Source organism: Pseudomonas sp. BMS12 (assembly GCF_001592875.1).
Lineage (GTDB): Bacteria > Pseudomonadota > Gammaproteobacteria > Pseudomonadales > Pseudomonadaceae > Aquipseudomonas.
On record NZ_LSOF01000012.1, the window covers coordinates 130049 to 151343 of the forward strand.

Here is a 21295-nt window from a genome sequence, read left to right on the forward strand (position 1 = left end):
CGGCCTAACCGACCGCGGCCCGACTGATCGACGCGATAGACAGCTTTGCTGCGGCAGGGCGCAGCGCATGTATTACTATGGCCGGCATTCCGTGACGCCAAGGTGCCGCCCGTGACCGCGAACAATCCCCTGCTGCAAGACTTCGACCTGCCGCCGTACTCCCTGATCAAGCCCGAGCACGTCGAGCCGGCCGTCGACCAGATCCTCGCCGACAGCCGTGCAACCATCGCCGCCCTGCTGGAGCAACAGCGCAACACGCCGAGCTGGAACGGCCTGGTGCTGGCGCTGGACGAGCTGAACGCCCGCCTGGGCCGCGCCTGGAGCCCGGTCAGCCACCTCAACGCGGTGTGCAACAACGCCGAGCTGCGCGCCGCCTACGAGGCCTGCCTGCCCAAGCTGTCGGAGTTCTGGACCGAAATGGGCCAGAACAAGCCGCTGTTCCAGGCCTACGAGGCGCTGGCCGCCAGCCCCGAGGCCGCCGGCTTCGACGTGGCGCAGAAGACCATCCTCGAGCATGCCCTGCGCGACTTCCGTCTGAGCGGCATCGACCTGCCGGCCGAGCAGCAGAAGCGTTACGGCGAGATCCAGATGAAGCTCTCCGAGCTCACCAGCAAATTCTCCAACCAGCTGCTCGACGCCACCCAGGCCTGGACCAAGCACGTCAGCGACGAAGCGGCCCTGGCCGGCCTGACCGACTCGGCCAAGGCACAGATGGCCCAGGCTGCAGAGGCCAAGGGCCTGGATGGCTGGCTGATCAGCCTGGAATTCCCCAGCTACTTCGCGGTGATGACCTACGCCGACGACCGCGCCCTGCGCGAAGAGGTGTATGCCGCCTACTGCACCCGCGCCTCCGACCAGGGGCCGAACGCCGGGCAGAACGACAACACGCCGGTGATGGCCGAGATCCTCGACCTGCGCCAGGAGCTGGCCAGGCTGCTCGGCTTCGCCAACTACAGCGAGCTGTCGCTGGCCAGCAAGATGGCCGAATCCACCGAGCAGGTGCTGCACTTCCTGCGTGACCTGGCCGTGCGCAGCAAACCGTTCGCCGCCCAGGACCTGGCCGAACTCAAGGCCTTCGCCGCCGAGCAGGGCCTGGATGACCTGCAGAGCTGGGACGTCGGCTACTACAGCGAGAAGCTGCGCGAGCAGCGCTACAGCATCTCCCAGGAGCAGGTGCGCGCCTGGTTCCCGATCGACAAGGTGCTGTCCGGCCTGTTCGCCATCGTCGAGAAGCTCTACGGCATCCAGATCCAGGAGCTGTCCGGCTTCGACAGCTGGCACCCGGACGTGCGCCTGTTCGAGATTCGCGAGAACGGCCAGCACGTCGGCCGCTTCTTCTTCGACCTCTACGCCCGCGCCAACAAGCGTGGTGGTGCCTGGATGGACGGTGCCCGCGACAAGCGCCGCGATGCGGCTGGCCAGCTGATCGCCCCGGTGGCCAACCTGGTGTGCAACTTCACCCCGGCGGTGGGCGGCAAGCCGGCGCTGCTGACCCACGACGAAGTCACCACACTGTTCCACGAGTTCGGCCACGGCCTGCACCACCTGCTGACCCGCGTCGAGCATGCCGGCGCGTCGGGCATCAACGGCGTAGCCTGGGACGCGGTGGAGCTGCCCAGTCAGTTCATGGAGAACTGGTGCTGGGAGCCGGAAGGTCTGGCGCTGATCTCCGGCCACTACGAGACCGGCGAGGCGCTGCCGCAGGCCATGCTCGACAAGATGCTGGCGGCGAAGAACTTCCAGTCCGGCCTGATGATGGTGCGCCAGCTGGAGTTCAGCCTGTTCGACTTCGAGCTGCATGCCACTCATGGCGACGGTCGCAGCGTGCTGCAGGTGCTCGAAGGCATCCGCGCCGAGGTCTCGGTCATGCGTCCGCCGGCCTACAACCGTTTCGCCAACAGCTTCGCGCACATCTTCGCCGGCGGTTACGCGGCCGGTTACTACAGCTACAAATGGGCTGAAGTGCTGTCGGCCGATGCCTTCTCCAAGTTCGAGGAGGAGGGCGTGTTCAACGCCGAGACCGGTCGCGCGTTCCGCGAGGCGGTGCTGGCCCGTGGCGGCTCGCAGGAGCCGATGGTGCTGTTCGTCGACTTCCGTGGCCGCGAACCGAGCATCGACGCCCTGCTGCGCCATCTCGGCCTGAGCGCGGAGGCGGCATGAGTGACGTGACGCCCAAGCGCTTCATCGCCGGCGCCGTGTGCCCGGCGTGCAGCGCCCAGGACACCATCAAGATGTGGAACGTCGACGGCGTGCCCAACCGCGAGTGCGTGGCCTGCGGCTATGCCGACACCCTTAACGCCCAGGGCCAGTCGGTGCCGAAGGAGCTCGGCACGCGGGTCAACCAGGCCGAGGCCAAGCCGGCGGCGGCCAAGGGCCAGACGGTGCAGTTCTTCCCCAACCCCAAACTGAAGAAATGACCCGGCGGGCCTTGCCAGGCTGATCAGCTACAGCGGCGACCGATCGTCGTCGCCACGCTGGCCAGAAGGGGATAAAGCGAATACTGTGTATATATACAGTATTCGTGAGTAGTCCCCATGCCCGTTTCCCTGCCGCCGCGTGGTCGCGGCACCGCCAGCAACCCGCACAACCGCTTCGCCGCGCAGCGCATCATCGCCAGCGACGACGGCTGGTTTCAGGAAGTGCCGCCGAGCCGCGCCACCGAGGTGCGGGTGGAGATGGCCAAGACCATCATCACCCGCAACCAGTCGCCGGACTTGCCCTTCGACCGCTCGCTCAACCCCTATCGCGGCTGCGAGCATGGCTGCATCTACTGCTATGCGCGGCCCAGCCATGCCTACTGGGACCTGTCGCCGGGTATCGACTTCGAGACCAAGCTGATCGCCAAGCGCAACGCTCCGGCGCTGCTGGAACAGCAGCTGAGCAAGCCCGGCTATGAGCCCGCGCCGATCAACCTGGGCGCCAACACCGACCCCTACCAGCCCATCGAGCGTGAGCAGCGCCTGACGCGCGCCTGCCTGGAAGTGCTGCTGCGCTATCGCCACCCGCTAACCATAGTCACCAAGGGCGCGCTGATCCTGCGCGATCTCGACCTGCTCGCCGAGCTGGCCGAGCGGCGCCTGGTGTCGGTGTACATCAGCCTCACCACCCTCGACGATGAGCTCAAGCGCATCCTCGAACCCCGTGCAGCGGCGCCCTCCGCGCGTTTGCGCGCCATTCGCGTGCTACGCCAGCACAAGGTGCCGGTCGGGGTGCTGTGTTCGCCGATGATTCCGATGATCAACGACATGGAGCTGGAGGCCCTGCTGCAGGCGGCCAAGGAGGCCGGCGCACAGTCGGCCAACTACATGCTGCTGCGCCTGCCGCGCGAGGTGGCGCCGCTGTTCGAGGAATGGCTGCAGGCTCACCATCCGCAGCGCGCCGAGCATGTGCTCAGCCTGATTCGCCAGAGTCGCGGCGGCGAGCTGTACGACAGCCGTTTCGGCGCCCGTTTCCGGGGCGAGGGGGCCTTTGCCGAGCTGCTGGCCCAGCGTTTCGCTCTGGCGATCCGTCGCCTGGGTCTGAATCGCGGGCGTGGCTTCGAGCTGGACTGCCGCCAGTTCGCGCCGCCCGGCGGTCAGCTGTCCTTGCTGTAATTTGTGACTCTTCGAGGCTGGCGGCTGTCCGCATGGCAGGTCGATAATCGTCACCCACGCAGCCGCGCGTTAGTTCCAGCACGAGGTATATGCAATGCCCTACAAGCACAACGCCATTCCCCTGCAGGCGCGTACCGCGCCGGAAAGCGCCGATGAAGCGCTGAACGCCATTGTTGGCGGCTTCAAGCGCTTCCGCCATGAAGTCTTCCCGCAGCAGGAAGAACTGTTCAAGGCGCTGGCCACGGCACAGAACCCCCGCGCCATGTTCATCACCTGCGCCGATTCGCGCATCGTCCCCGAGCTGATTACCCAGAGCGCCCCCGGCGACCTGTTCGTCAGCCGCAACGTCGGCAACGTGGTGCCGGCTTACGGGCAGATGATGGGCGGCGTTTCCACCGCCATCGAATACGCGGTGCTGGCCCTGGGCGTGCAGCACATCATCGTCTGCGGTCACTCCGACTGCGGCGCGATGAAGGCGGTGCTGGCTCCCGAGTCCCTGGACAGCATGCCCACGGTCAAGGCCTGGCTGCGCCATAGCGAAGTGGCGCTCAAGGTGGTCGAGGCAAACTGCGGCTGCGAAGGCCACGACCGGCTGGGCGTCCTCACCGAGGAAAACGTGGTGGCTCAGCTCAACCACCTGTGCACCCACCCCTCGGTGGCGGCGCGCGTGGCCAGCGGCCAGCTGTTCATCCACGGTTGGGTCTACGACATCGAGACCAGCGCCATTCGCGCCTACGACGCCGAGAGCGGTACCTTCCTGCCGCTGGACGGAGACGTGGTGCCGATGGCGACACCTAAGGCGCGCTACCCGGCGCAGTAAACGAAAAGGCCCGCGTGTAGCGGGCCTTTTGCATTGTCCCCCGCGCTCAGGCCGGCAGGCCCAGCTCAACCCCCAGCTGGCGCGACAGGCAGGGCCAGTTCTGCCAGGCCGCCAGGGTCTGCGGGCTGTTCAGGCGGGCCCGGTACTCCTGCACCGAGTCCCGCTGGAATACCTGCTCATCCAGCATGCCTTCCAGGGCGTGGCGCACGGCCTCGTCCAGCTGGTTGGCGAAGGGTTCGCCGATCAGTTGGTGGGCGATTACATTGGCCACGGTGGTATCCAGAGGGATCAGCGGCTGGCCGAGATGGGTGATGTAGCGATCGTTCACTTCTTCGACCAGGCGGTGGGCCAGATAGGCTTCGTCGAGCAGGGCGTCCAGGCCCTGGTGGCCTTCCATGATCTGCGGCGGGCTAAGGAAGAACTGTTCGGCCAGCTTCAGTACCGGCTTGACCTGAGCCTCGATGCCCGCCTCGCGAGCCACGCTGTTGGCGGCATCAAGCACGTCCGGCACCTGTTCCACATAGGCACTGACGAACCGTTGCAGCACACCACTGGCATCTGTCGTGGGGAGTTGAATGCTGTGGTGCAGGCTGCCCAGTTGCTGATCCAGCTGCCGGGCGAGCTGGCCGGTGGCGGCCTCCTGATCGAGAGCGATTTGAATCTGTTGGCGCAATGCAGGGGTGTTCATGACGGCTCCTGGATGAGGACATGAGGCAAACGAGAATTCACCTTAGTCGGCCCTGGCTTGGGACTAAGATCGGATTGTCATATTTAATTAATGTTTATACGGACGAGCTATATAAGAAGGCCGATTTTCTGGCCCACCCCGCGCCAATCAAGGCCTGGGAAGCTCAACAGAATTGGGGCGTTATTTTTCTGACTGCGTTGTACTGTCGCCCCCCCTGTCTATACTCGAACTCGCAAGGCGTTACCTGATGGAACCGGACGGGCTTCGGCACGGAGAGGTTTCGACAGTTGTAGCCAGCAGTATCGGCAAGGTCGATCCCTGAGCCGCAGGCTTGTCCGGCGGGATAACAAGAACAATGAGGGGAACCCGCAATGATGCGACATCCACGAGTCTGGATGGGCCTCCTGCTGTGGCTGACATTCAGCTCGGCACAAGCCGCCTGGACGGTGAACATGGCGCCCGGAGCCACCGAGGTCAGCCGTACCGTTTTCGACCTGCACATGATCATCTTCTGGATCTGCGTCGTGATCGGCGTGGTGGTGTTCGGTGCCATGTTCTGGTCGATGCTGATCCACCGCCGTTCCACCGGTCAGCAGCCTGCACACTTCCATGAGAGCACCACGGTCGAGATTCTCTGGACGGTGGTGCCCTTCGTCATTCTGGTGGTGATGGCGATTCCCGCCACCAAGACCCTGATCGACATCTACGACACTTCCGAATCGGAGCTGGATATCCAGATCACCGGTTACCAGTGGAAGTGGCACTACAAGTATCTGGGTCAGGACGTCGAGTACTTCAGCAACCTGGCGACACCTTCCAGCCAGATCCACAATCAGAACGACAAGGGTGAGCACTACCTGCTGGAGGTGGACGAGCCTCTGGTGGTGCCGGTGGGTACCAAGGTGCGCTTCCTGATCACCGCTGCCGACGTCATCCACTCCTGGTGGGTACCGGCCCTGGCGGTGAAGAAGGATGCCATCCCCGGCTTCGTCAACGAGTCCTGGACGCGCATTGAGGAGCCCGGCATCTACCGTGGCCAGTGCACCGAGCTGTGCGGCAAGGATCACGGCTTCATGCCCATCGTGGTCGAGGCCAAGAGCAGGGAAGACTTCTCCGAGTGGCTGGCCCAGCGCAAGGAAGAGGCGGCCAAGCTCAAGGAGCTGACCAGCAAGGAGTGGACGCTCGAAGAGCTGGTCGAGCGTGGCGACAAGGTCTACCACACCAACTGCGCTTCCTGTCACCAGCCGGAAGGCCAAGGGTTGCCGCCGATGTTCCCTGCGCTGAAAGGCTCGAAGGTCGCCACCGGTCCCAAGGAAGATCACCTGCACACCGTGTTCTTCGGTAAGCCGGGCACGGCGATGGCCGCTTTCGGCAAGCAGCTGTCGGAAGTGGATATCGCCGCCGTCATTACCTACGAGCGCAATGCCTGGGGCAACGCCATGGGTGACATGGTGACCCCGAAAGAAGTGCTGGAGCTCAAGCAGGCCGAGGAGAAATGACATGAGTGCAGTGATCGACCACGGTCATGCCGGACATGACCATCACCACGGCCCGGCCAAGGGCCTGATGCGCTGGGTGCTGACCACCAACCACAAGGACATCGGCACGATGTATCTGTGGTTCAGCTTCTGTATGTTTCTGCTCGGCGGCTCCATGGCCATGGTGATCCGCGCCGAGCTGTTCCAGCCGGGCCTGCAAATCGTGCAGCCCGAGTTCTTCAACCAGATGACCACCATGCATGGCCTGATCATGGTGTTCGGCGCGGTGATGCCGGCGTTCGTCGGCCTGGCCAACTGGATGATTCCGCTGATGGTCGGCGCGCCGGACATGGCGCTGCCGAGGATGAACAACTTCAGCTTCTGGCTGCTCCCGGCGGCCTTCGGTCTGCTGGTCAGCACCCTGTTTACCGAGGGCGGTGGGCCGAATTTCGGCTGGACCTTCTACGCGCCGTTATCGACCACCTACGCGCCGGAGTCGGTCACCTACTTCATCTTCGCCATCCACCTGATGGGTATCAGCTCGATCATGGGCGCGATCAACGTGATCGCCACCATCCTCAACCTGCGTGCTCCGGGCATGACCCTGATGAAGATGCCGCTGTTCGTCTGGACCTGGCTGATTACCGCCTTCCTGCTGATTGCGGTGATGCCGGTGCTGGCCGGTTGCGTGACCATGATGCTGATGGATGTGCATTTCGGCACCAGCTTCTTCAACGCCGCCGGCGGCGGTGATCCGGTGCTGTTCCAGCACGTGTTCTGGTTCTTCGGTCACCCCGAGGTGTACATCATGATCCTGCCGGCGTTCGGCGCCGTCAGCTCGATCATCCCGGCCTTTGCGCGCAAGCCGCTGTTCGGTTACACCTCGATGGTCTACGCCACGGCCTCGATCGCCTTCCTTTCGTTCATCGTCTGGGCGCACCACATGTTCACCGTCGGCATTCCGCTGACCGGTGAGCTGTTCTTCATGTACGCCACCATGCTGATCGCCGTGCCCACCGGGGTGAAAGTGTTCAACTGGGTGAGCACCATGTGGCAGGGGGCGATGACGTTCGAGACCCCGATGCTGTTCTCGGTGGCCTTCGTCATCCTGTTCACCATTGGCGGCTTCTCCGGGTTGATGCTGGCCATCGCCCCGGCGGACTTCCAGTACCACGACACCTACTTCGTGGTGGCGCATTTCCACTATGTGCTGGTGCCCGGCGCCATCTTCGGCATCTTCGCCTCGGCCTATTACTGGTTGCCCAAGTGGACCGGCCACATGTACGACGAGACCCTTGGCAAGCTGCATTTCTGGATGAGTTTCGTCGGCATGAACATGGCGTTCTTCCCGATGCACTTCATCGGCCTGGCCGGCATGCCGCGGCGGATTCCCGACTACAACCTGCAGTTCGCCGACTTCAACATGATCTCGTCGATCGGTGCCTTTACCTTCGGCGCCACCCAGTTCCTCTTCCTGTTCATCGTCATCAAGTGCATCCGCGGCGGCAAACCGGCTGGGGACAAGCCTTGGGACGGCGCCGAAGGGCTGGAGTGGACGGTGCCGTCGCCGGCGCCCTACCACACCTTCAGCACGCCACCGGAAGTGAAGTAGGAGTGCGGCCATGAGCGATAGCCTGAGCACCGGACGTCTGGTCACTCGCCTGTTGCTGGTGGTGGCTTGCATGTTCGCCTTCGGTTTCGCCCTGGTGCCGATCTACGACGTGATGTGCAAGGCCTTCGGCATCAACGGTAAACCTGATGGCACGGCTTATCAGGGGCAGCAGGCGCTTGACGAGCAGCGCCAGGTACGCGTGCAGTTTCTTGCTACCAACTCGGTCGAAATGGTCTGGGAGTTTCATCCCAAGGCGGATGATTTGGTGGTGCACCCTGGGGCGACAAACGAGATGTTGTTCGTCGCGTACAACCCGAGTGACCACCCGATGACCGCTCAGGCGATTCCCAGTATTTCCCCGTCGAAAGCGGCGGCTTATTTCCACAAGACCGAATGCTTCTGCTTTACCCAGCAGGTGCTGCAGCCGGGCGAGCGCATCGAGATGCCGGTGCGCTTCATCGTCGACAGAGACTTACCCAAGGATGTGAAGCACCTGACCCTGGCCTACACCCTGTTCGATATCACTGCGCGCAAACCACCGGTCGCGCAGGTATCCCTTACCCAGGCGGCTCCATAAGGAGAACAATAAATGTCGAGTCACGAGAACTACTACGTTCCCGCCCAGAGCAAATGGCCGATCATCGCCACCATCGGCATGCTGACCAGCGTCTACGGGGTTGGCACCTGGTTCAACGACCTCAAGGCCGAGCGTGCCGACTCCAACGGCCCGCTGATCTTCTTCGTCGGTGGCCTGATCCTCGCCTACATGCTGTTCGGCTGGTTCGGCAATGTGATCAGGGAGAGCCGCGGCGGCCTGTACAGCCCGCAGATGGATCGCTCGTTCCGCTGGGGCATGAGCTGGTTCATCTTCTCCGAGGTGATGTTCTTCGCCGCGTTCTTTGGTGCGCTGTTCTATGTCCGCCATTTCGCCGGGCCCTGGCTCGGCGGCGAAGGCGCCAAGGGCGTGGCCAACATGCTCTGGGACGGTTTCCAGTACAGCTGGCCGGCACTCAACAACCCCGACTCCAAACTGTTTCCACCGCCCACTGCGGTGATCGATCCCTGGCACCTGCCGCTGATCAATACCATCCTGCTGGTCAGCTCCAGTTTCACCGTGACTTTCGCTCACCATGCGTTGAAGAAGGACAAGCGCGGCCCGCTCAAGCTGTGGCTGGCGCTGACCATCTTGCTCGGGATCACCTTCCTGGGCTTCCAGGTCACCGAATACATCGAGGCTTATCACGAGTTGGGCCTGACCCTGGGCTCGGGCATCTATGGCGCCACCTTCTTCATGCTCACCGGCTTCCACGGTGCTCACGTGACCATGGGCGCGCTGATTCTCACGGTGATGCTGGTGCGTATTCACAAGGGCCATTTCGACGGCGAAAAGCACTTCGGCTTCGAGGCGGCCAGCTGGTACTGGCACTTTGTCGACGTGGTCTGGCTGGGGCTGTTTATCTTCGTCTACGTACTTTGAGGGCAGCTACCAGGTGACATGACTGACCAGCTGGCCGCTGTAGAAGCCCCAGGCGATCAACGCCACGGTCATGGCGGTCAGCGTGACGCGCACGCTCAGCGAATTGACCACTCGCGAGCCGCGGCCTTCGTCCTTGACCAGGAAGAACAGGCCGCTGAACAGGCTGACCAGTGTGGCCAGCAGCAGGAGGATGATCGCGGCCTTGAGCATGCGTGACTCCGGGGGATGGGGAAGATGGTGTGCAGCTTCAGTATAGCTAGCCCTGCTCGGGTCTTCGGGGGAAGGTCATGAGCGGCTTTCGCCCGGGCCTGTTACCCAGCCTGGTGGTGGCTCTGCTGCTACCGGCACTGTTGGCCCTGGGTTTCTGGCAGCTGGCGCGGGCCGAGGAGAAGCGCAGCCTGCTTGCCGAGTTCGAGGCGCGGCGCACGGCCGAGCCCGTCGCCGTGACCGACCTGGAGCGGCGCGCCGACCTGGCGCATCTGCGTATTCGTCTGCAGGGCCAGTTCGACGCCGGGCACAGCCTGTTGCTGGATAACCGCATGCGTGATGGCCAGGTCGGCGTCGAGTTGCTGCAGCCTTTCTATGATCAGCCCAGCGGCCTCTGGCTGCTGGTCAATCGCGGCTGGTTGCCCTGGCCGGATCGGCGCCAGGCGCCGCAGTTCAGCACGCCCGAGCAGCCGCAGGAGCTGTTGGCGCGGGTCTATGTGCCGCTCGGCAGTACCTTCCAGTTACAGGCCGACCCCGCGGGCGGAGCCTGGCCGAGGCTGATTACCGCGGTAGACCCGGAGCGCCTGTGGCAACAGCTCGGCCGGGGTGGCCTGGCCTACGAGGTGCGCCTCGAACCCGGTCCCGCCGCTTACCAGGCTCAGTGGCCGCTGGTGGCTATGGGCCCGGAAAAACATACCGGCTATGCCGTGCAGTGGTTCGCCCTGGCGGCGGCCCTGCTCTGCCTCTACTTCTATTTCGGCTGGCAAAACGCCCGGCAGCAACCCGCGCATGCAGGAGAGCCACAATGAGCACGACCTTGAATACCAGCCTGCCCGACGATGTACCGACCCCGCGCAAGCGCGGCCGTCTGCAGCTGATCCTGCTGTTGCTGGTGGCCGTCGGCCCGATGATCCTCGCTACCTTCATGTACCAATGGCGTTTCTGGGTACCGGATGGGCGCAATTACCACGGCACCCTGATCGGCAATGGCACCCAGCTGGCCGATATCGGCGTGCAGGGCGCGGCACAGGAACGTTGGCAACTGCTGGTCACTGCACCCGGCGACTGCGCCGAGGACTGCCGCGAACTGGTCTATGCCGCCCGGCAGATCCATATCGGCCTCAACCGCGAGGCGGCACGCGCCAGCCATGGCCTGGTCATCGCCCGACCGCTGGATGCCGCCTATGACGAGCAGCTGCGCCGCGAGTACCCGCAGCTCGGGCGTTACAGCCTGGACAGCGTGGTTTACCAGAAGGCCATGCCGGATACACCGGAGGCCCAGCTGTGGATAGTCGACCCCCACGGCAACCTGGTGCTGCGTTACGACAGCAAGACCACGGGCAAGGACATACTCAACGACCTGCGCCTGCTGCTGAAGCTGTCGCAGATCGGCTAGACCCTATGACGGCCCGCACAACAACAAGAGAGGCCCAGGATGAGTGAACGCAAGACCCTGCCCGGCTTTCGTCTGGCGCTGCTCGCCACCGTTCTGGCGGTTTTCGTCGTATTGCTCGGCGCCTATACCCGCCTGACCCACGCCGGCCTCGGCTGCCCGGACTGGCCGGGCTGCTACGGCTTTATCGGCGTGCCGATGAGCGAGCACAAGCAGACCCTGGCTGAGGTGCGCTTCCCCGAGGCACCGGTGGAAGTGGAGAAGGGCTGGAACGAGATGGTCCATCGCTATTTCGCCGGCACCCTGGGGCTGCTGATACTCGGCTTGGCCGTGCAGGCCCTGCGCCGTCGCAGCGCGCCGGGCCAGCCGCTGAAGCTGCCGTTGCTGTTGCTCGGCGTGGTTATCGCCCAGGCCGCCTTCGGCATGTGGACGGTGACCCTCAAGCTCTGGCCGCAGGTGGTCACCGCCCACCTGCTCGGCGGCTTCACCACCCTGGCGCTGCTGTTCCTGCTCAGCCTGCGCCTGTCCGGCAGTTTGCCCGCCTTGCCGAGACTGCCCGTGCGCCTGCGTTTGCTGGCCGGCCTGGCGCTGCTCCTGGTGATCTGCCAGATCGCCTTGGGCGGCTGGGTCAGCTCCAACTATGCGGCGGTGGCCTGCGTCGATCTGCCCACCTGCCATGGCGAGTGGTGGCCGGCGATGGACTTCGCCAACGGCTTCCACCTTAGCCAGCATATCGGCCCCAACTACCTTGGCGGGCAGCTCGACAGCGATGCGCGCACCGCTATCCATATGACCCATCGCCTCGGGGCCGTGCTGCTCAGCCTGGTGCTGTTGCTGCTGGCCTGGCGCTTGCGCGTCGCCGGCCTCGGCCGCCTGGCCGGCCTGCTGCTGCTGACGCTGGCCGTGCAGGTCAGCCTGGGCGTGAGCAATGTGCTGCTGCACCTGCCGTTGGCCGTGGCGGTGGCGCACAACGCTGGTGGTGCCGCCCTGCTGCTGGCGCTGGTACTGATCAACTACCGTCTGCGGGCGGTTCCCCTGGCGGCGACCAACCGGGAGCAAGCCGATCTGGCCGACGCCCGCCTCGTCCCGCTGGGCAAATAAGAAGGAGATACGCCATGGCTACTGCGCTGCGAGCCCACTCCGATGCCGCCAGCTGGCGCGACTACCTGGAGCTGACCAAGCCACGGGTGGTGCTATTGATGCTGATCACCTCGCTGGTTGGCATGTTCCTCGCCACGCGTGCCGGCGTGCCCTGGAGCGTGCTGCTCTTCGGCAACCTCGGCATCGGCCTGTGCGCCGGCGCGGCAGCGGCGGTCAACCATGTGGTCGACCGGCGCATCGACTCGATCATGGCGCGCACCCACAAGCGTCCGGTCACGGCCGGGCGGCTGTCCGTACCGGCAGCGCTGGGTTTTGCCCTGCTGCTCGCGGTCGCGGGCATGGCGCTGCTGCTGGCCTTCACCAACGAGCTGGCGGCCTGGCTGACCCTGGCTTCGCTGCTCGGTTACGCGGTGCTCTACACCGGATTTCTCAAGCGCGCCACGCCGCAGAACATCGTCATTGGCGGCCTGGCCGGCGCGGCTCCGCCGCTGCTCGGCTGGGTTGCGGTGACCGGGCATATCAGCGCGGAGCCGTTGCTGCTGGTGCTGATCATCTTCGCCTGGACGCCGCCACACTTCTGGGCCCTGGCCATCCACCGCAAGGAGGAATACGCCAAGGCCGATATCCCCATGTTGCCGGTGACCCACGGTGAGCACTACACCAAGGTGCACATCCTGCTGTACACCGCCGTGATGCTGGCCGTGACCCTGCTGCCCTATGCCATCCACATGAGCGGGCCGCTCTATCTCGCGGCGGCGCTGGCGTTGGGCGGGCGCTTCATGTTCTGGGCCTGGGTGCTGTACCGTGACAGCCGGCCGCACGCCGCGATCAACACCTTCAAGTACAGTATCTGGTACCTGTTCCTGCTGTTCATCGCCCTGCTGGCGGATCACTACCTGCTGCTCAACCTTTAAGCAGCCCTGCCCACAGCGACGGGCGCCAGTGCCCGTCGCCCCGAAGAGAGACTCCATGAGCCGTACCCAGAAAACCGTCTTCGTTCTCGTCGCCCTGGTCGCCCTGGTCATGGGCCTCACCGTCAACAAGGTGCTCAACAGCCATGGCGATGGCACCGACAAGGTGGCCATGCTCGATGCCGGCATCGTCCTGCTGCCGCAGAGTCGCAACCTGCCCGAGCTGTCGCTGACCAATCAGGACGGCCAGGCAGTGGTGGTGGATAACCTCAAGGACAAGTGGAGCCTGCTGTTCTTCGGCTATACCTTCTGCCCGGACATCTGCCCGGCGACCCTGGCCCAGCTGCGCCAGCTGCAGGGCATGCTGCCGGCCGAAGCCAAGGGCAAGCTGCGGGTGGTGCTGGTGACGGTCGATCCGCATCGCGACACGCCGGAGCAATTGAAGAAGTACCTGGCCTACTTCGACACCGGCTTTCAGGGGCTGACCGGCGCCCAGGCCGACATCCAGAAACTGGCTAGCGCGGTGAGCATCCCCTTCATTCCGGCCGACACCAGCAAGGAAAACTACACCGTCGACCACAGCGGCAACCTGGTGATCATCGGCCCGGATGGCACCCAGCGCGGCTTCATTCGTGCGCCGCTGAACAACGACAAGCTGGCCGCCCAGCTGCCGAGCCTGCTGCAGCTGAACTGAGCCGCTACTTGGCGAACAGCTGGCCGATGTCCTTGAACGCCTTGAACTCCAGGGCGTTGCCGCAGGGGTCGAGCAGGAACATGGTGGCCTGCTCGCCGACCTGGCCCTGGAAGCGCACATAGGGCTCGATCACGAAGGCCGTATCAGCTGCCCGCAGGCGCGCGGCCAGCGCTTCCCAGTCGTCCCAGCCGAGCACCACGCCGAAGTGCGGCACCGGCACGTCGTGGCCGTCCACCGGGTTGCTGTGCGCGGCTTCCTGGTGCGCCATCTTCGGCGCCTCGTGAATCACCAACTGGTGGCCGAAGAAGTCGAAATCGACCCAGTGCTCGCTGCTGCGCCCCTCGGCGCAGCCGAAGCGCTCGCCGTAGAAGTGCCGAGCGGCGGCCAGGTCGTAGACGGGAATGGCCAGGTGAAAGGGAGCAAGCGTCATGGGGGGAGTCCTCGGCAAGGTTTTGCTCACCTTAGCTTCAATAAAATCCATTAAAAGCGAATATCCTTGCTTTCGAGCTCAAAGGATTTCGATCAATGCTGCGCGAACTGAAAACCTTCGTCGCTGTGGCCCGCCACGGTACCTTCGCCGCCGCCGGCCAGTATGTCGGCCTTACCCAGTCGGCTGTCAGCGCGCAGATGCGTGTGCTGGAGCAGGGCCTGGGCCTGCGCCTGTTCGACCGCAGCGGGCGGGCTGCCGTGCTCAATGCCGCCGGGCGCCATGCCCTGCCGCTGGCCGAACAGATGCTCGCGCTGTATGCCGAGATGGCTCGCCCCGAAGCGGCCGGCGAGTGGCGCGGCGAACTACGGGTGGGCGCCATCGCCAGCCTGCAGACCGGGTTGCTGCCCGAGGCGCTGCCGCGCTTTCGCGAACGCGCACCGGGCATCGAGCTGAAGCTGCTGCCGGGTGTTTCGCTCGATCTGCTGAGCCGGGTCGACGCCGGCGAGCTGGACCTGGCGCTGCTGATCAGGCCGCCCTTCGAGCAGCCCAAGGAGCTGCAGCTGCTGGCCCTGGCCCGCGAACCCTTCGTGCTGGTCGTGCCGGCGGAGCTGCCGGGCGACGATCCGCTGCAACTGCTCGCCAGCCAGCCCTTCGTGCGCTATGACCGCAGCTCCTTCGGTGGTCGCCAGGTCAGTCGCTTCCTGCGCGAGCAGCAGTTGCAGGTGCGCGAGGCGCTGGAGCTGGACGAGCTGGAAGCTATCGTGCGCATGGTCGAGGCCGGCCTGGGCGTGGCGCTGATTCCCCTGGCCGGCCTGTGGCGCGAGCGGGGCGCGCGGGTACGGGTGATCGAACTGGGCGAGCTGAGCTTCCATCGCGAACTGGTCGCCCTGGTACGCCGCGCCCAGCGCCAGCCGGCGCTGGACTGCCTGTTGGAGTGTCTGGGCGCAGTAAACCTTTAGCACTATTGGCGGCAGCTCTGTTGGCGATGGCTTTAGCCGCGAATGAGGGGCGTTGGGTCTGCTTATCGCGGCTAAAGCCGCTCCCACGGAGACAAAAAAGCCGGCACAAGGGCCGGCTTCTTCAGGGCTAGGCTGCTGCGATCAGAACGCCGGCACCACGGCGCCTTTGTACTTGTCGACGATGAACTGCTTCACCGCAGTGCTGTGCAGGGCCTGGGCCAGCTTCTGCAGGTCGGCGTTGTCCTTCTTCTCGCTGGTGGTGACCAGGATGTTCACGTAGGGCGAGTCGTCGCCTTCGATCACCAGGGCGTCCTTGGTCGGGTTGAGGCCGGCTTCCAGGGCGTAGTTGGTGTTGATCAGCGCCAGGTCGACCTGGTTCAGCACGCGCGGCAGGGTAGCGGCCTCCAGCTCACGCACCTTGATGTTCTTCGGGTTCTCGACGATGTCCTTGACGGTGGCGGTGATGCTGGTGGCGTCCTTGAGCTTGATCAGGCCGGTTTTCTGCAGCAGCAGCAGGGCACGGCCGCCGTTGGTGGCGTCGTTGGGAATTACCACCTGGGCGCCGTCGGCCAGCTCTTCCAGACTCTTGATTTTGCTCGAGTAGGCGCCGAAGGGCTCGACGTGAACGCCGGCGATGCTGACCAGGTCGGTGCCGCGCGAGGCATTGAATTCGTTCAGGTAGGGTTGGTGCTGGAAGAAGTTGGCGTCCAGGCGGCCTTCGGCGACCTGCACGTTGGGCTGCACGTAGTCGGTGAAGACCTTGATCTTCAGCTCGACGCCTTCCTTGGCCAGGGCCGGTTTGACGAATTCGAGGATCTCGGCGTGCGGCACTGCGGTGGCGGCGACGCTGATCTCGCCGGCCTGGGCTGCGGCGGTGGTGAGGGCGGCCGAGGCGGCCAGGGCAGTCAGCAGTTTCTTCATGTTCAACTCCTTGTGGGATGGGGCGCGGGTCCCGCGGATAACGGCTCGCCCGCTGTTCTAGGTGTTGCGAAAAGGTTACTTGCGCGAGAAATGCACCACCAGCCGGTCGCCGGCCATCTGCAGCGCCTGCACCAGGATCAGCAGCAGGATCACGGTCACCGCCATCACGTCCGGCTGGTAGCGCTGGTAGCCGTAGCGCACGGCCAGGTCGCCGAGGCCGCCGCCGCCGATCAGGCCGCTCATGGCGGTGTAGGAGACCAGGGTAATGGCGGTCACCGTGGCGGCGGCGATCAAGCCCGGCAGCGCTTCCGGCAGCAGGGCGCGGAAGATGATCTGCAGGGTGCTGGCGCCCATTGCCTGGGTGGCTTCGATGATGCCGCGGTCCACTTCGCGCAGGGCGGTTTCCACCAGGCGGGCGAAGAACGGCGTGGCACCGACCACCAGCGGCGGGATGGCACCGGCCACGCCCAGCGAGGTGCCGGTGATCAGCACCGTCAGCGGGATCATCAGGATCAGCAGGATCACGAACGGCACCGAGCGCAGCACGTTGACCAGCAGGGACAGCACGGCATACAGCGCCTTCTGCTCGAACATCTGCCGTGGCCCGGTGAGGAACAGCAGCACGCCCAGCGGCAGGCCGAGCAGCACGGTGAACAGCAGCGAACCGCCGAGCATGTTGAGGGTGTCGAGGCTGGCGTAACCGATTTCCTGCCAGTCGACGTTGGGTAGCAGTTGTTCGAGCATCAGCGCAGTACCTCCAGATGCACCTCGGCGGCGGCGAAGCGCGCCAGGGCCGCCTCGAAGTCGCCGCCGGTGATGGCCAGGGTCAGCTGGCCATAGGGGTTGTCCTTGATGCGGTCGATGCGCCCGGCAAGGATGCTGTAGTCGACGCCGGTTTCGCGGGCCACGGTGCCGAGCAGCGGCGCGTAGGTGGCTTCACCCTGGAAGGTCAGACGCAGGATGCGCCCCTGTACGTGGGCGAAGTCGTCGCGCTGTTCGTTCTCGTCGACGTGCTCGTCTTCCTGGACGAAGCGCTTGGTGGTCGGGTGCTGCGGATGCAGGAATACCTGGGCCACCGGGCCTTGTTCGACGATGCTGCCGGCATCCATCACCGCAACCTGGTCGCAGACCCGGCGGATCACATCCATCTCGTGGGTGATCAGCACTATGGTCAGGCCAAGCTCGCGGTTGATCTCGGCCAGCAGTTGCAGCACCGAGGCCGTGGTCTGTGGGTCGAGGGCGCTGGTGGCCTCGTCGCACAGCAGGATCTTCGGGTTGGTCGACAGCGCGCGGGCGATACCGACGCGCTGCTTCTGCCCGCCGGAGAGTTGCGCCGGGTACTTGTTGGCGTGCTCGCTCAGGCCCACGCGGGCCAGCAACTCGGTGACGCGCCGGGCGATCTCGTCACGGCTCAGTTCGCCGGCCAGTTCCAGTGGCATGGCCACGTTGGCGGCGACGGTCTTCGAGGACAGCAGGTTGAAGTGCTGAAAGATCATCCCGACCTGGCGACGGAAACGGCGCAACCCATTGGCGTCGAGGGCGGTGACGTCTTCGCCGTCGACCTCGATGCGCCCGCCGCTGGGCTCTTCCAGGCGGTTGATCAGGCGCAGCAGGGTGCTCTTGCCCGCCCCCGAATGACCGATCAGGCCGAATACCTGGCCGCGCTCGATGCGCAGGCCGGTGGGCTGCAGGGCGGGCACATCGCGCCCGGCGACCCGGTAGGTCTTGTTGACGTGGTGAAACTCGATCACGGAGCGAACCTTGTGGGTACGTGGGAGCGGCTGCCGCAGTCCGATGGGCGCGGCGACTCCTTCTAGCCTAGGCGGTTAGCCGAAAGCCGCGCATTTTAGCCGGTTTGTTTATGCGCTCTTAGTCTTTCTTGGCCTGAATTGCTTACCAAGAGGCATAAGCAAGCAGGGCGGGTGCAACCCGCAGGATTATGTCCCGCGCGGGTTGCACCCGCCCTGCGTTGTCCTGCCGTCAGATTTAGCCGTTGCTTTGCGGGCTTAGCACCAGCCGCGGCTCCTGGTCCGGCTTGAGCACCGGGGAGAACTGCGGGTCGAAGCCCGGGGCGAGTTTCTTGATCCGCGCCGAGAGCAGGGCGGCGACGAAGGGGTAATCCTTGGCCTCGCGCACTTCCAGGCGCACGGCGCAGTCGAAGGCGACCACATCGGCGGCGACCACGTCGAGCAGGTCGCGCAGGCCGTCGCGGTCACCGGCGTCGAGCATGGGCATGGGGACGCTGCTGCTGGTGGCATTCGGGTCGATCAGGCGCGCGCGCGGGGCGGCAACCACTGCCGGCTTGACTGCGGCAACCGGCACCGGGGCGGCGCTGGGCTCGGTCTTCGCCGCGGCTGCCTGCTGTTGGGCACGGGCCTGGCGTTCGGCGGCGGCTTTGGCTTCGGCCAGTTGTTGCTGACGCGCGCGCTCGGCTTCCTGGCGGGCCTGCGCAGCCTTGGCCTGCGCTGCGGCTTTGGCTTCGGCCTGGCGGCGCTCGACCGTGGCGGCTTCGAGGCTCGACTGATATTGCGCTTTCAGGGCCGGAGAGGCCGCGATCAGATGCTGTTCGCCCTGCGTCAGGGTCGTGGCGGCCGCCTCGGTATTGCCGCTCGCCAGTTGCTGCCGGCCCTGCTCCAGATAGGCGTTGGCCAGCTCGCGATGATACTGGCCGATGCGCACGTCGCTCTTGTCGATGTTCTGGCTGATGCTCTGCAGCTTGGCTTCTGCTGCCTGCAGATCACCGCGCAGCAGATGCGCGGACACGTCGTTGAAGTTCTTGACCTGCTCGTCGACCGTCCAGTATTCGGCCTGAGCGCCACTCGCCAGCAATCCAAGGGCGAGGCCAGCGAGATAGCGGTTCGTTTTATTGTTCATATTATGACCCGTCGGTTCTGTCTCGTTTTGGGTTGGGCAAAAAACGCCCAATCCTAACGGGCTCGACGAGGCAGGGCAAAGCCTATGAGGAAAATCGATGCGGCGGATACCACGATAGAAGGTCCGGCGGGGGTGTCCTGGTACCAGGACAGGGCCAAGCCGCCGCACACGGCGAGCATGCCCAGCACGCTGGCGCCAACAGCCATCTGCTCCGGGGTGCGCGCGTGGCGCTGGGCGGCGGCGGCGGGAATGATCAACAGCGAGGTGATCAGCAGCACCCCGACTATCTTCATGGCCACGGCGATGACCACTGCAATCAGCAGCATCAGTGTCAGGCGCAGGCCAGCCACCGGCAGGCCTTCGACCCGCGCCAGCTCCTCGTGCACGGTGATCGCCAGCAGGCGCCGCCACAGGGGTAGCAGCAGGGCCAGGACCAGGGCGCTGCCGCCGAGAATCCAGGCCAGGTCGGTGTCGCTCACCGCCAGCAGGTCGCCGAACAGGTAGGCCATCAGGTCGATGCGCACCTCGTCCATGAAGCTCAGCACGACGAGGCCCAGTGACAGGGTGGTGGGCGCCAGGATGCCGAGCAGGGTGTCCGAGGCCAGCGGCTGGCGCTGCTGCAGGGTGACCAGCAGCACGGCCAGCAGCAGGCAGCCGGCGGTCACCGCCAGGGTCGGGCTGAGGTCGAGGAGAAAGCCCAGGGCCACGCCGAGCAGCGCGGCATGCGACAGGGTGTCGCCGAAATAGGCCATGCGCCGCCATACCACGAAGGAGCCGAGGGGGCCGGCGACCAGGGCCAGGGCCAGGCCGGCGAGCAGAGCGTTGAGGAGGAAATCGGGCATCAGTGTTTACAGCCTGGACCGTGGACATGCGCCGGACCGTGGATGGTCAGTCCGGCGGGTTGGTCGACCACGCTGCCGTGCAGGTCGTGGCTGTGATCGTGGTGGTGGTGGTAGATCGCCAGGCTTTGCGCATCCTGGCCGAACATCTCGACGAACACCGGGTCGTTGCTGACCTGCTCGGGGTGGCCGGAGCAGCACACATGGCGATTGAGGCAGACCACCTGGTCGGTGGCACTCATCACCAGGTGCAGGTCGTGGGAAACCATCAGCACGCCACAGCCGTGGCGGTCGCGCAGGCGGCCGATCAGGCCGTACAGCTCGGCCTGGCCGGCCACGTCGACGCCCTGCACCGGCTCGTCGAGCACCAGCAGCTGCGGCTCACGCAGCAGGGCGCGGGCCAGCAGCACGCGCTGCAGTTCGCCACCGGAGATGCCCTGCAGCGGGCTGTCGATGACCTGCTCGGCGCCGACTTCCCGCAGTGCGGCCAGCGCCGCAGCGCGGTCTACGCCCGGCACCAGGCGCAGAAAGCGCAGCACCGACAGTGGCAGGGTCGGGTCGACGTGCAGCTTCTGCGGCATGTAGCCGATGCGCAGGCGTGGCGTGCGGCGCACGCTGCCGCTGTCCGGCTTGAGCAGGCCGAGCACGGTGCGCACCAGGGTGGTCTTGCCGGCGCCGTTGGGGCCGATCAGGGTGACGATCTCACCGGCACGCACGCTCAGCTGCACATTCTGCAGTACGGCCTGGCCGGCAAAATGCACGCCGATGTCGCGCAGCTCGATCAGCGTCTCGCTCATGCCGCCTCCCGGCAGCGGCTGCACAGGCCGACCACTTCGACTGTCTGGCTTTCCACGACGAAGCCCACGCTAGCGGCGCTGGCCACGATGGCCTGGCTGATTGCCGCCTGCTCCAACTCGATGGCGGTGTGGCAGGCCTTGCAGATAAGGAACTGGCCCTGGTGCAGCTCGCCCGGATGCACGCAGCCGATAAAGGCGTTGAGCGAAGAGATGCGGTGCACCAGGCCGTTTTCCAGGAGGAAATCCAGCGCGCGATAGACGGTGGGCGGTGCAGCGCGGCGGCCGTCTTCCTCGCTGAGCACGGCGAGGATGTCGTAGGCGCCGAGTGGTTTGTGGCTGGCCCAGACCAGTTCCAGCACGCGCTTGCGTAGCGCGGTCAGGCGCGTGCCCTGCTTGTGGCAGAGTTGCTCGGCCTCGGCCAGGGCGTCGGCGACACAGCGCGAATGGTCGTGCGGCAGGCAGGCCAGGGGCGTGTTGTCGGTCAGTGGCTTGAACATGACG

At 65.2% G+C, this 21295-nt stretch carries 24 protein-coding genes; 14 read left to right on the top strand and 10 right to left on the bottom strand.

Features of this window, described 5'->3' with window-relative positions; genetic code table 11:
* The first annotated feature begins 111 nt into the window (after nucleotides 1-111).
* The 4 genes from prlC (at nucleotide 112) to AYB31_RS11920 (ending at nucleotide 4413) form a co-directional block, all read left to right on the top strand.
* Nucleotides 112-2160: an oligopeptidase A gene (prlC, locus tag AYB31_RS11905; RefSeq protein WP_068828882.1), complete on the top strand. Its 2049-nt coding sequence runs from the start codon at nucleotides 112-114 to the stop codon at nucleotides 2158-2160.
* Nucleotides 2157-2417: a YheV family putative zinc ribbon protein gene (locus tag AYB31_RS11910; RefSeq protein WP_068828884.1), complete on the top strand. Its 261-nt coding sequence runs from the start codon at nucleotides 2157-2159 to the stop codon at nucleotides 2415-2417. Before prlC ends, AYB31_RS11910 begins: the two co-directional genes overlap by 4 nt.
* 117 nt (nucleotides 2418-2534) lie before the next feature.
* Nucleotides 2535-3593: a PA0069 family radical SAM protein gene (locus AYB31_RS11915; protein ID WP_068828886.1), complete on the top strand. Its 1059-nt coding sequence runs from the start codon at nucleotides 2535-2537 to the stop codon at nucleotides 3591-3593.
* Between the two features lie 94 nt (nucleotides 3594-3687).
* Nucleotides 3688-4413 carry a carbonic anhydrase gene (locus AYB31_RS11920; RefSeq protein WP_068828888.1) on the top strand — a complete coding sequence of 242 codons (726 nt, stop codon included), beginning with the start codon at nucleotides 3688-3690 and terminating at the stop codon, nucleotides 4411-4413.
* A 46-nt stretch (nucleotides 4414-4459) separates the two neighbouring features.
* On the opposite strand, the gene AYB31_RS11925 is transcribed toward AYB31_RS11920, so the two are convergent.
* Nucleotides 4460-5101, bottom strand: a complete 642-nt coding sequence (locus AYB31_RS11925; protein WP_068828890.1) for a hypothetical protein — start codon at nucleotides 5099-5101, stop codon at nucleotides 4460-4462.
* Between the two features lie 371 nt (nucleotides 5102-5472).
* On the opposite strand from AYB31_RS11925, the gene coxB reads away from it, so the two are divergent.
* Genes coxB through AYB31_RS11945 form a run of 4 tightly spaced genes read left to right on the top strand, consistent with a single transcriptional unit; the run spans nucleotide 5473 to nucleotide 9668 of the window.
* Nucleotides 5473-6600 carry a cytochrome c oxidase subunit II gene (coxB, locus tag AYB31_RS11930; RefSeq protein ID WP_068828892.1) on the top strand — a complete coding sequence of 376 codons (1128 nt, stop codon included), beginning with the start codon at nucleotides 5473-5475 and terminating at the stop codon, nucleotides 6598-6600.
* 1 nt (nucleotide 6601) lies between these two features.
* Nucleotides 6602-8191, top strand: coding sequence for a cytochrome c oxidase subunit I (gene ctaD, locus AYB31_RS11935; protein ID WP_068828894.1), 1590 nt, complete (start codon nucleotides 6602-6604; stop codon nucleotides 8189-8191).
* A 10-nt stretch (nucleotides 8192-8201) separates the two neighbouring features.
* On the top strand, nucleotides 8202-8768 hold the full coding sequence (locus AYB31_RS11940) for a cytochrome c oxidase assembly protein (protein ID WP_068828896.1): 567 nt from the start codon (nucleotides 8202-8204) through the stop codon (nucleotides 8766-8768).
* Nucleotides 8769-8780: 12 nt separating this feature from the next.
* Nucleotides 8781-9668 carry a cytochrome c oxidase subunit 3 gene (locus AYB31_RS11945; RefSeq protein WP_068828898.1) on the top strand — a complete coding sequence of 296 codons (888 nt, stop codon included), beginning with the start codon at nucleotides 8781-8783 and terminating at the stop codon, nucleotides 9666-9668.
* 6 nt (nucleotides 9669-9674) lie between these two features.
* Here AYB31_RS11945 and AYB31_RS11950 read toward each other — a convergent pair whose 3' ends face one another.
* Nucleotides 9675-9878, bottom strand: coding sequence for a twin transmembrane helix small protein (locus AYB31_RS11950; RefSeq protein ID WP_068828900.1), 204 nt, complete (start codon nucleotides 9876-9878; stop codon nucleotides 9675-9677).
* Between the two features lie 77 nt (nucleotides 9879-9955).
* Here AYB31_RS11950 and AYB31_RS11955 point away from each other — a divergent pair, with 77 nt between their 5' ends.
* The 5 genes from AYB31_RS11955 to AYB31_RS11975 are packed head-to-tail and all read left to right on the top strand — an operon-like array spanning nucleotide 9956 to nucleotide 13974.
* Entirely contained in the window at nucleotides 9956-10684 is a 729-nt protein-coding gene (locus tag AYB31_RS11955) for an SURF1 family protein (protein ID WP_068828901.1), read from the top strand.
* Nucleotides 10681-11271 carry a hypothetical protein gene (locus tag AYB31_RS11960; protein WP_068828903.1) on the top strand — a complete coding sequence of 197 codons (591 nt, stop codon included), beginning with the start codon at nucleotides 10681-10683 and terminating at the stop codon, nucleotides 11269-11271. The genes AYB31_RS11955 and AYB31_RS11960 overlap by 4 nt, the downstream gene beginning before the upstream one ends.
* Nucleotides 11272-11310: 39 nt before the next feature.
* Nucleotides 11311-12369, top strand: a complete 1059-nt coding sequence (locus AYB31_RS11965) for a COX15/CtaA family protein (protein ID WP_068828904.1) — start codon at nucleotides 11311-11313, stop codon at nucleotides 12367-12369.
* Between the two features lie 14 nt (nucleotides 12370-12383).
* Nucleotides 12384-13283 (top strand): heme o synthase, encoded by a 900-nt coding sequence (gene cyoE, locus AYB31_RS11970; protein ID WP_068828906.1) that lies wholly within the window; start codon nucleotides 12384-12386, stop codon nucleotides 13281-13283.
* Between the two features lie 55 nt (nucleotides 13284-13338).
* On the top strand, nucleotides 13339-13974 hold the full coding sequence (locus AYB31_RS11975; protein ID WP_068828907.1) for an SCO family protein: 636 nt from the start codon (nucleotides 13339-13341) through the stop codon (nucleotides 13972-13974).
* 4 nt (nucleotides 13975-13978) lie between these two features.
* Here the strand turns inward: AYB31_RS11975 and AYB31_RS11980 are convergent, their stop codons facing one another.
* Nucleotides 13979-14404, bottom strand: a complete 426-nt coding sequence (locus AYB31_RS11980; protein ID WP_068828909.1) for a VOC family protein — start codon at nucleotides 14402-14404, stop codon at nucleotides 13979-13981.
* A 95-nt stretch (nucleotides 14405-14499) separates the two neighbouring features.
* Between AYB31_RS11980 and AYB31_RS11985 the strand changes: the two genes are divergently transcribed.
* Nucleotides 14500-15363 carry a LysR family transcriptional regulator gene (locus AYB31_RS11985; protein WP_068828911.1) on the top strand — a complete coding sequence of 288 codons (864 nt, stop codon included), beginning with the start codon at nucleotides 14500-14502 and terminating at the stop codon, nucleotides 15361-15363.
* A gap of 141 nt (nucleotides 15364-15504) precedes the next feature.
* On the opposite strand, the gene AYB31_RS11990 is transcribed toward AYB31_RS11985, so the two are convergent.
* From AYB31_RS11990 to AYB31_RS12020, 7 genes are all read right to left on the bottom strand, one after another.
* A complete protein-coding gene (locus AYB31_RS11990) occupies nucleotides 15505-16284 on the bottom strand; it encodes a MetQ/NlpA family ABC transporter substrate-binding protein (protein WP_068828913.1) in 780 nt (259 codons plus the stop codon).
* 75 nt (nucleotides 16285-16359) lie between these two features.
* On the bottom strand, nucleotides 16360-17028 hold the full coding sequence (locus tag AYB31_RS11995) for a methionine ABC transporter permease (protein ID WP_068828914.1): 669 nt from the start codon (nucleotides 17026-17028) through the stop codon (nucleotides 16360-16362).
* The gene (locus AYB31_RS12000) at nucleotides 17028-18035 is read right to left on the bottom strand and encodes a methionine ABC transporter ATP-binding protein (RefSeq protein ID WP_068828915.1); all 1008 of its coding nucleotides are present in this window, start codon (nucleotides 18033-18035) and stop codon (nucleotides 17028-17030) included. Before AYB31_RS12000 ends, AYB31_RS11995 begins: the two co-directional genes overlap by 1 nt.
* 235 nt (nucleotides 18036-18270) lie before the next feature.
* Entirely contained in the window at nucleotides 18271-19158 is an 888-nt protein-coding gene (locus tag AYB31_RS12005) for a hypothetical protein (RefSeq protein WP_068828917.1), read from the bottom strand.
* Nucleotides 19159-19211: 53 nt separating this feature from the next.
* Nucleotides 19212-20000 carry a zinc ABC transporter permease subunit ZnuB gene (znuB, locus tag AYB31_RS12010; protein WP_068828919.1) on the bottom strand — a complete coding sequence of 263 codons (789 nt, stop codon included), beginning with the start codon at nucleotides 19998-20000 and terminating at the stop codon, nucleotides 19212-19214.
* Entirely contained in the window at nucleotides 20000-20794 is a 795-nt protein-coding gene (znuC, locus tag AYB31_RS12015; protein ID WP_068828922.1) for a zinc ABC transporter ATP-binding protein ZnuC, read from the bottom strand. Before znuC ends, znuB begins: the two co-directional genes overlap by 1 nt.
* Nucleotides 20791-21291: a Fur family transcriptional regulator gene (locus AYB31_RS12020; protein WP_068828924.1), complete on the bottom strand. Its 501-nt coding sequence runs from the start codon at nucleotides 21289-21291 to the stop codon at nucleotides 20791-20793. Before AYB31_RS12020 ends, znuC begins: the two co-directional genes overlap by 4 nt.
* Between the last annotated feature and the right edge of the window lie 4 nt (nucleotides 21292-21295).

Excerpts from the sequence above, each read along its gene's own strand:
- AYB31_RS11910 (WP_068828884.1), top strand. The coding sequence starts at position 2,157 with ATGAGTGACGTGACGCCCAAGCGCTTCATCGCCGGCGCCGTGTGCCCG.
- AYB31_RS11915 (WP_068828886.1), top strand. The coding sequence starts at position 2,535 with ATGCCCGTTTCCCTGCCGCCGCGTGGTCGCGGCACCGCCAGCAACCCG.
- AYB31_RS11920 (WP_068828888.1), top strand. The coding sequence starts at position 3,688 with ATGCCCTACAAGCACAACGCCATTCCCCTGCAGGCGCGTACCGCGCCG.
- AYB31_RS11925 (WP_068828890.1), bottom strand. The coding sequence starts at position 5,101 with ATGAACACCCCTGCATTGCGCCAACAGATTCAAATCGCTCTCGATCAG.
- coxB (WP_068828892.1), top strand. The coding sequence starts at position 5,473 with ATGATGCGACATCCACGAGTCTGGATGGGCCTCCTGCTGTGGCTGACA.
- ctaD (WP_068828894.1), top strand. The coding sequence starts at position 6,602 with ATGAGTGCAGTGATCGACCACGGTCATGCCGGACATGACCATCACCAC.
- AYB31_RS11940 (WP_068828896.1), top strand. The coding sequence starts at position 8,202 with ATGAGCGATAGCCTGAGCACCGGACGTCTGGTCACTCGCCTGTTGCTG.
- AYB31_RS11945 (WP_068828898.1), top strand. The coding sequence starts at position 8,781 with ATGTCGAGTCACGAGAACTACTACGTTCCCGCCCAGAGCAAATGGCCG.
- AYB31_RS11950 (WP_068828900.1), bottom strand. The coding sequence starts at position 9,878 with ATGCTCAAGGCCGCGATCATCCTCCTGCTGCTGGCCACACTGGTCAGC.
- AYB31_RS11955 (WP_068828901.1), top strand. The coding sequence starts at position 9,956 with ATGAGCGGCTTTCGCCCGGGCCTGTTACCCAGCCTGGTGGTGGCTCTG.
- AYB31_RS11960 (WP_068828903.1), top strand. The coding sequence starts at position 10,681 with ATGAGCACGACCTTGAATACCAGCCTGCCCGACGATGTACCGACCCCG.
- AYB31_RS11965 (WP_068828904.1), top strand. The coding sequence starts at position 11,311 with ATGAGTGAACGCAAGACCCTGCCCGGCTTTCGTCTGGCGCTGCTCGCC.
- cyoE (WP_068828906.1), top strand. The coding sequence starts at position 12,384 with ATGGCTACTGCGCTGCGAGCCCACTCCGATGCCGCCAGCTGGCGCGAC.
- AYB31_RS11975 (WP_068828907.1), top strand. The coding sequence starts at position 13,339 with ATGAGCCGTACCCAGAAAACCGTCTTCGTTCTCGTCGCCCTGGTCGCC.
- AYB31_RS11980 (WP_068828909.1), bottom strand. The coding sequence starts at position 14,404 with ATGACGCTTGCTCCCTTTCACCTGGCCATTCCCGTCTACGACCTGGCC.
- AYB31_RS11985 (WP_068828911.1), top strand. The coding sequence starts at position 14,500 with ATGCTGCGCGAACTGAAAACCTTCGTCGCTGTGGCCCGCCACGGTACC.
- AYB31_RS11990 (WP_068828913.1), bottom strand. The coding sequence starts at position 16,284 with ATGAAGAAACTGCTGACTGCCCTGGCCGCCTCGGCCGCCCTCACCACC.
- AYB31_RS11995 (WP_068828914.1), bottom strand. The coding sequence starts at position 17,028 with ATGCTCGAACAACTGCTACCCAACGTCGACTGGCAGGAAATCGGTTAC.
- AYB31_RS12005 (WP_068828917.1), bottom strand. The coding sequence starts at position 19,158 with ATGAACAATAAAACGAACCGCTATCTCGCTGGCCTCGCCCTTGGATTG.
- znuB (WP_068828919.1), bottom strand. The coding sequence starts at position 20,000 with ATGCCCGATTTCCTCCTCAACGCTCTGCTCGCCGGCCTGGCCCTGGCC.
- znuC (WP_068828922.1), bottom strand. The coding sequence starts at position 20,794 with ATGAGCGAGACGCTGATCGAGCTGCGCGACATCGGCGTGCATTTTGCC.
- AYB31_RS12020 (WP_068828924.1), bottom strand. The coding sequence starts at position 21,291 with ATGTTCAAGCCACTGACCGACAACACGCCCCTGGCCTGCCTGCCGCAC.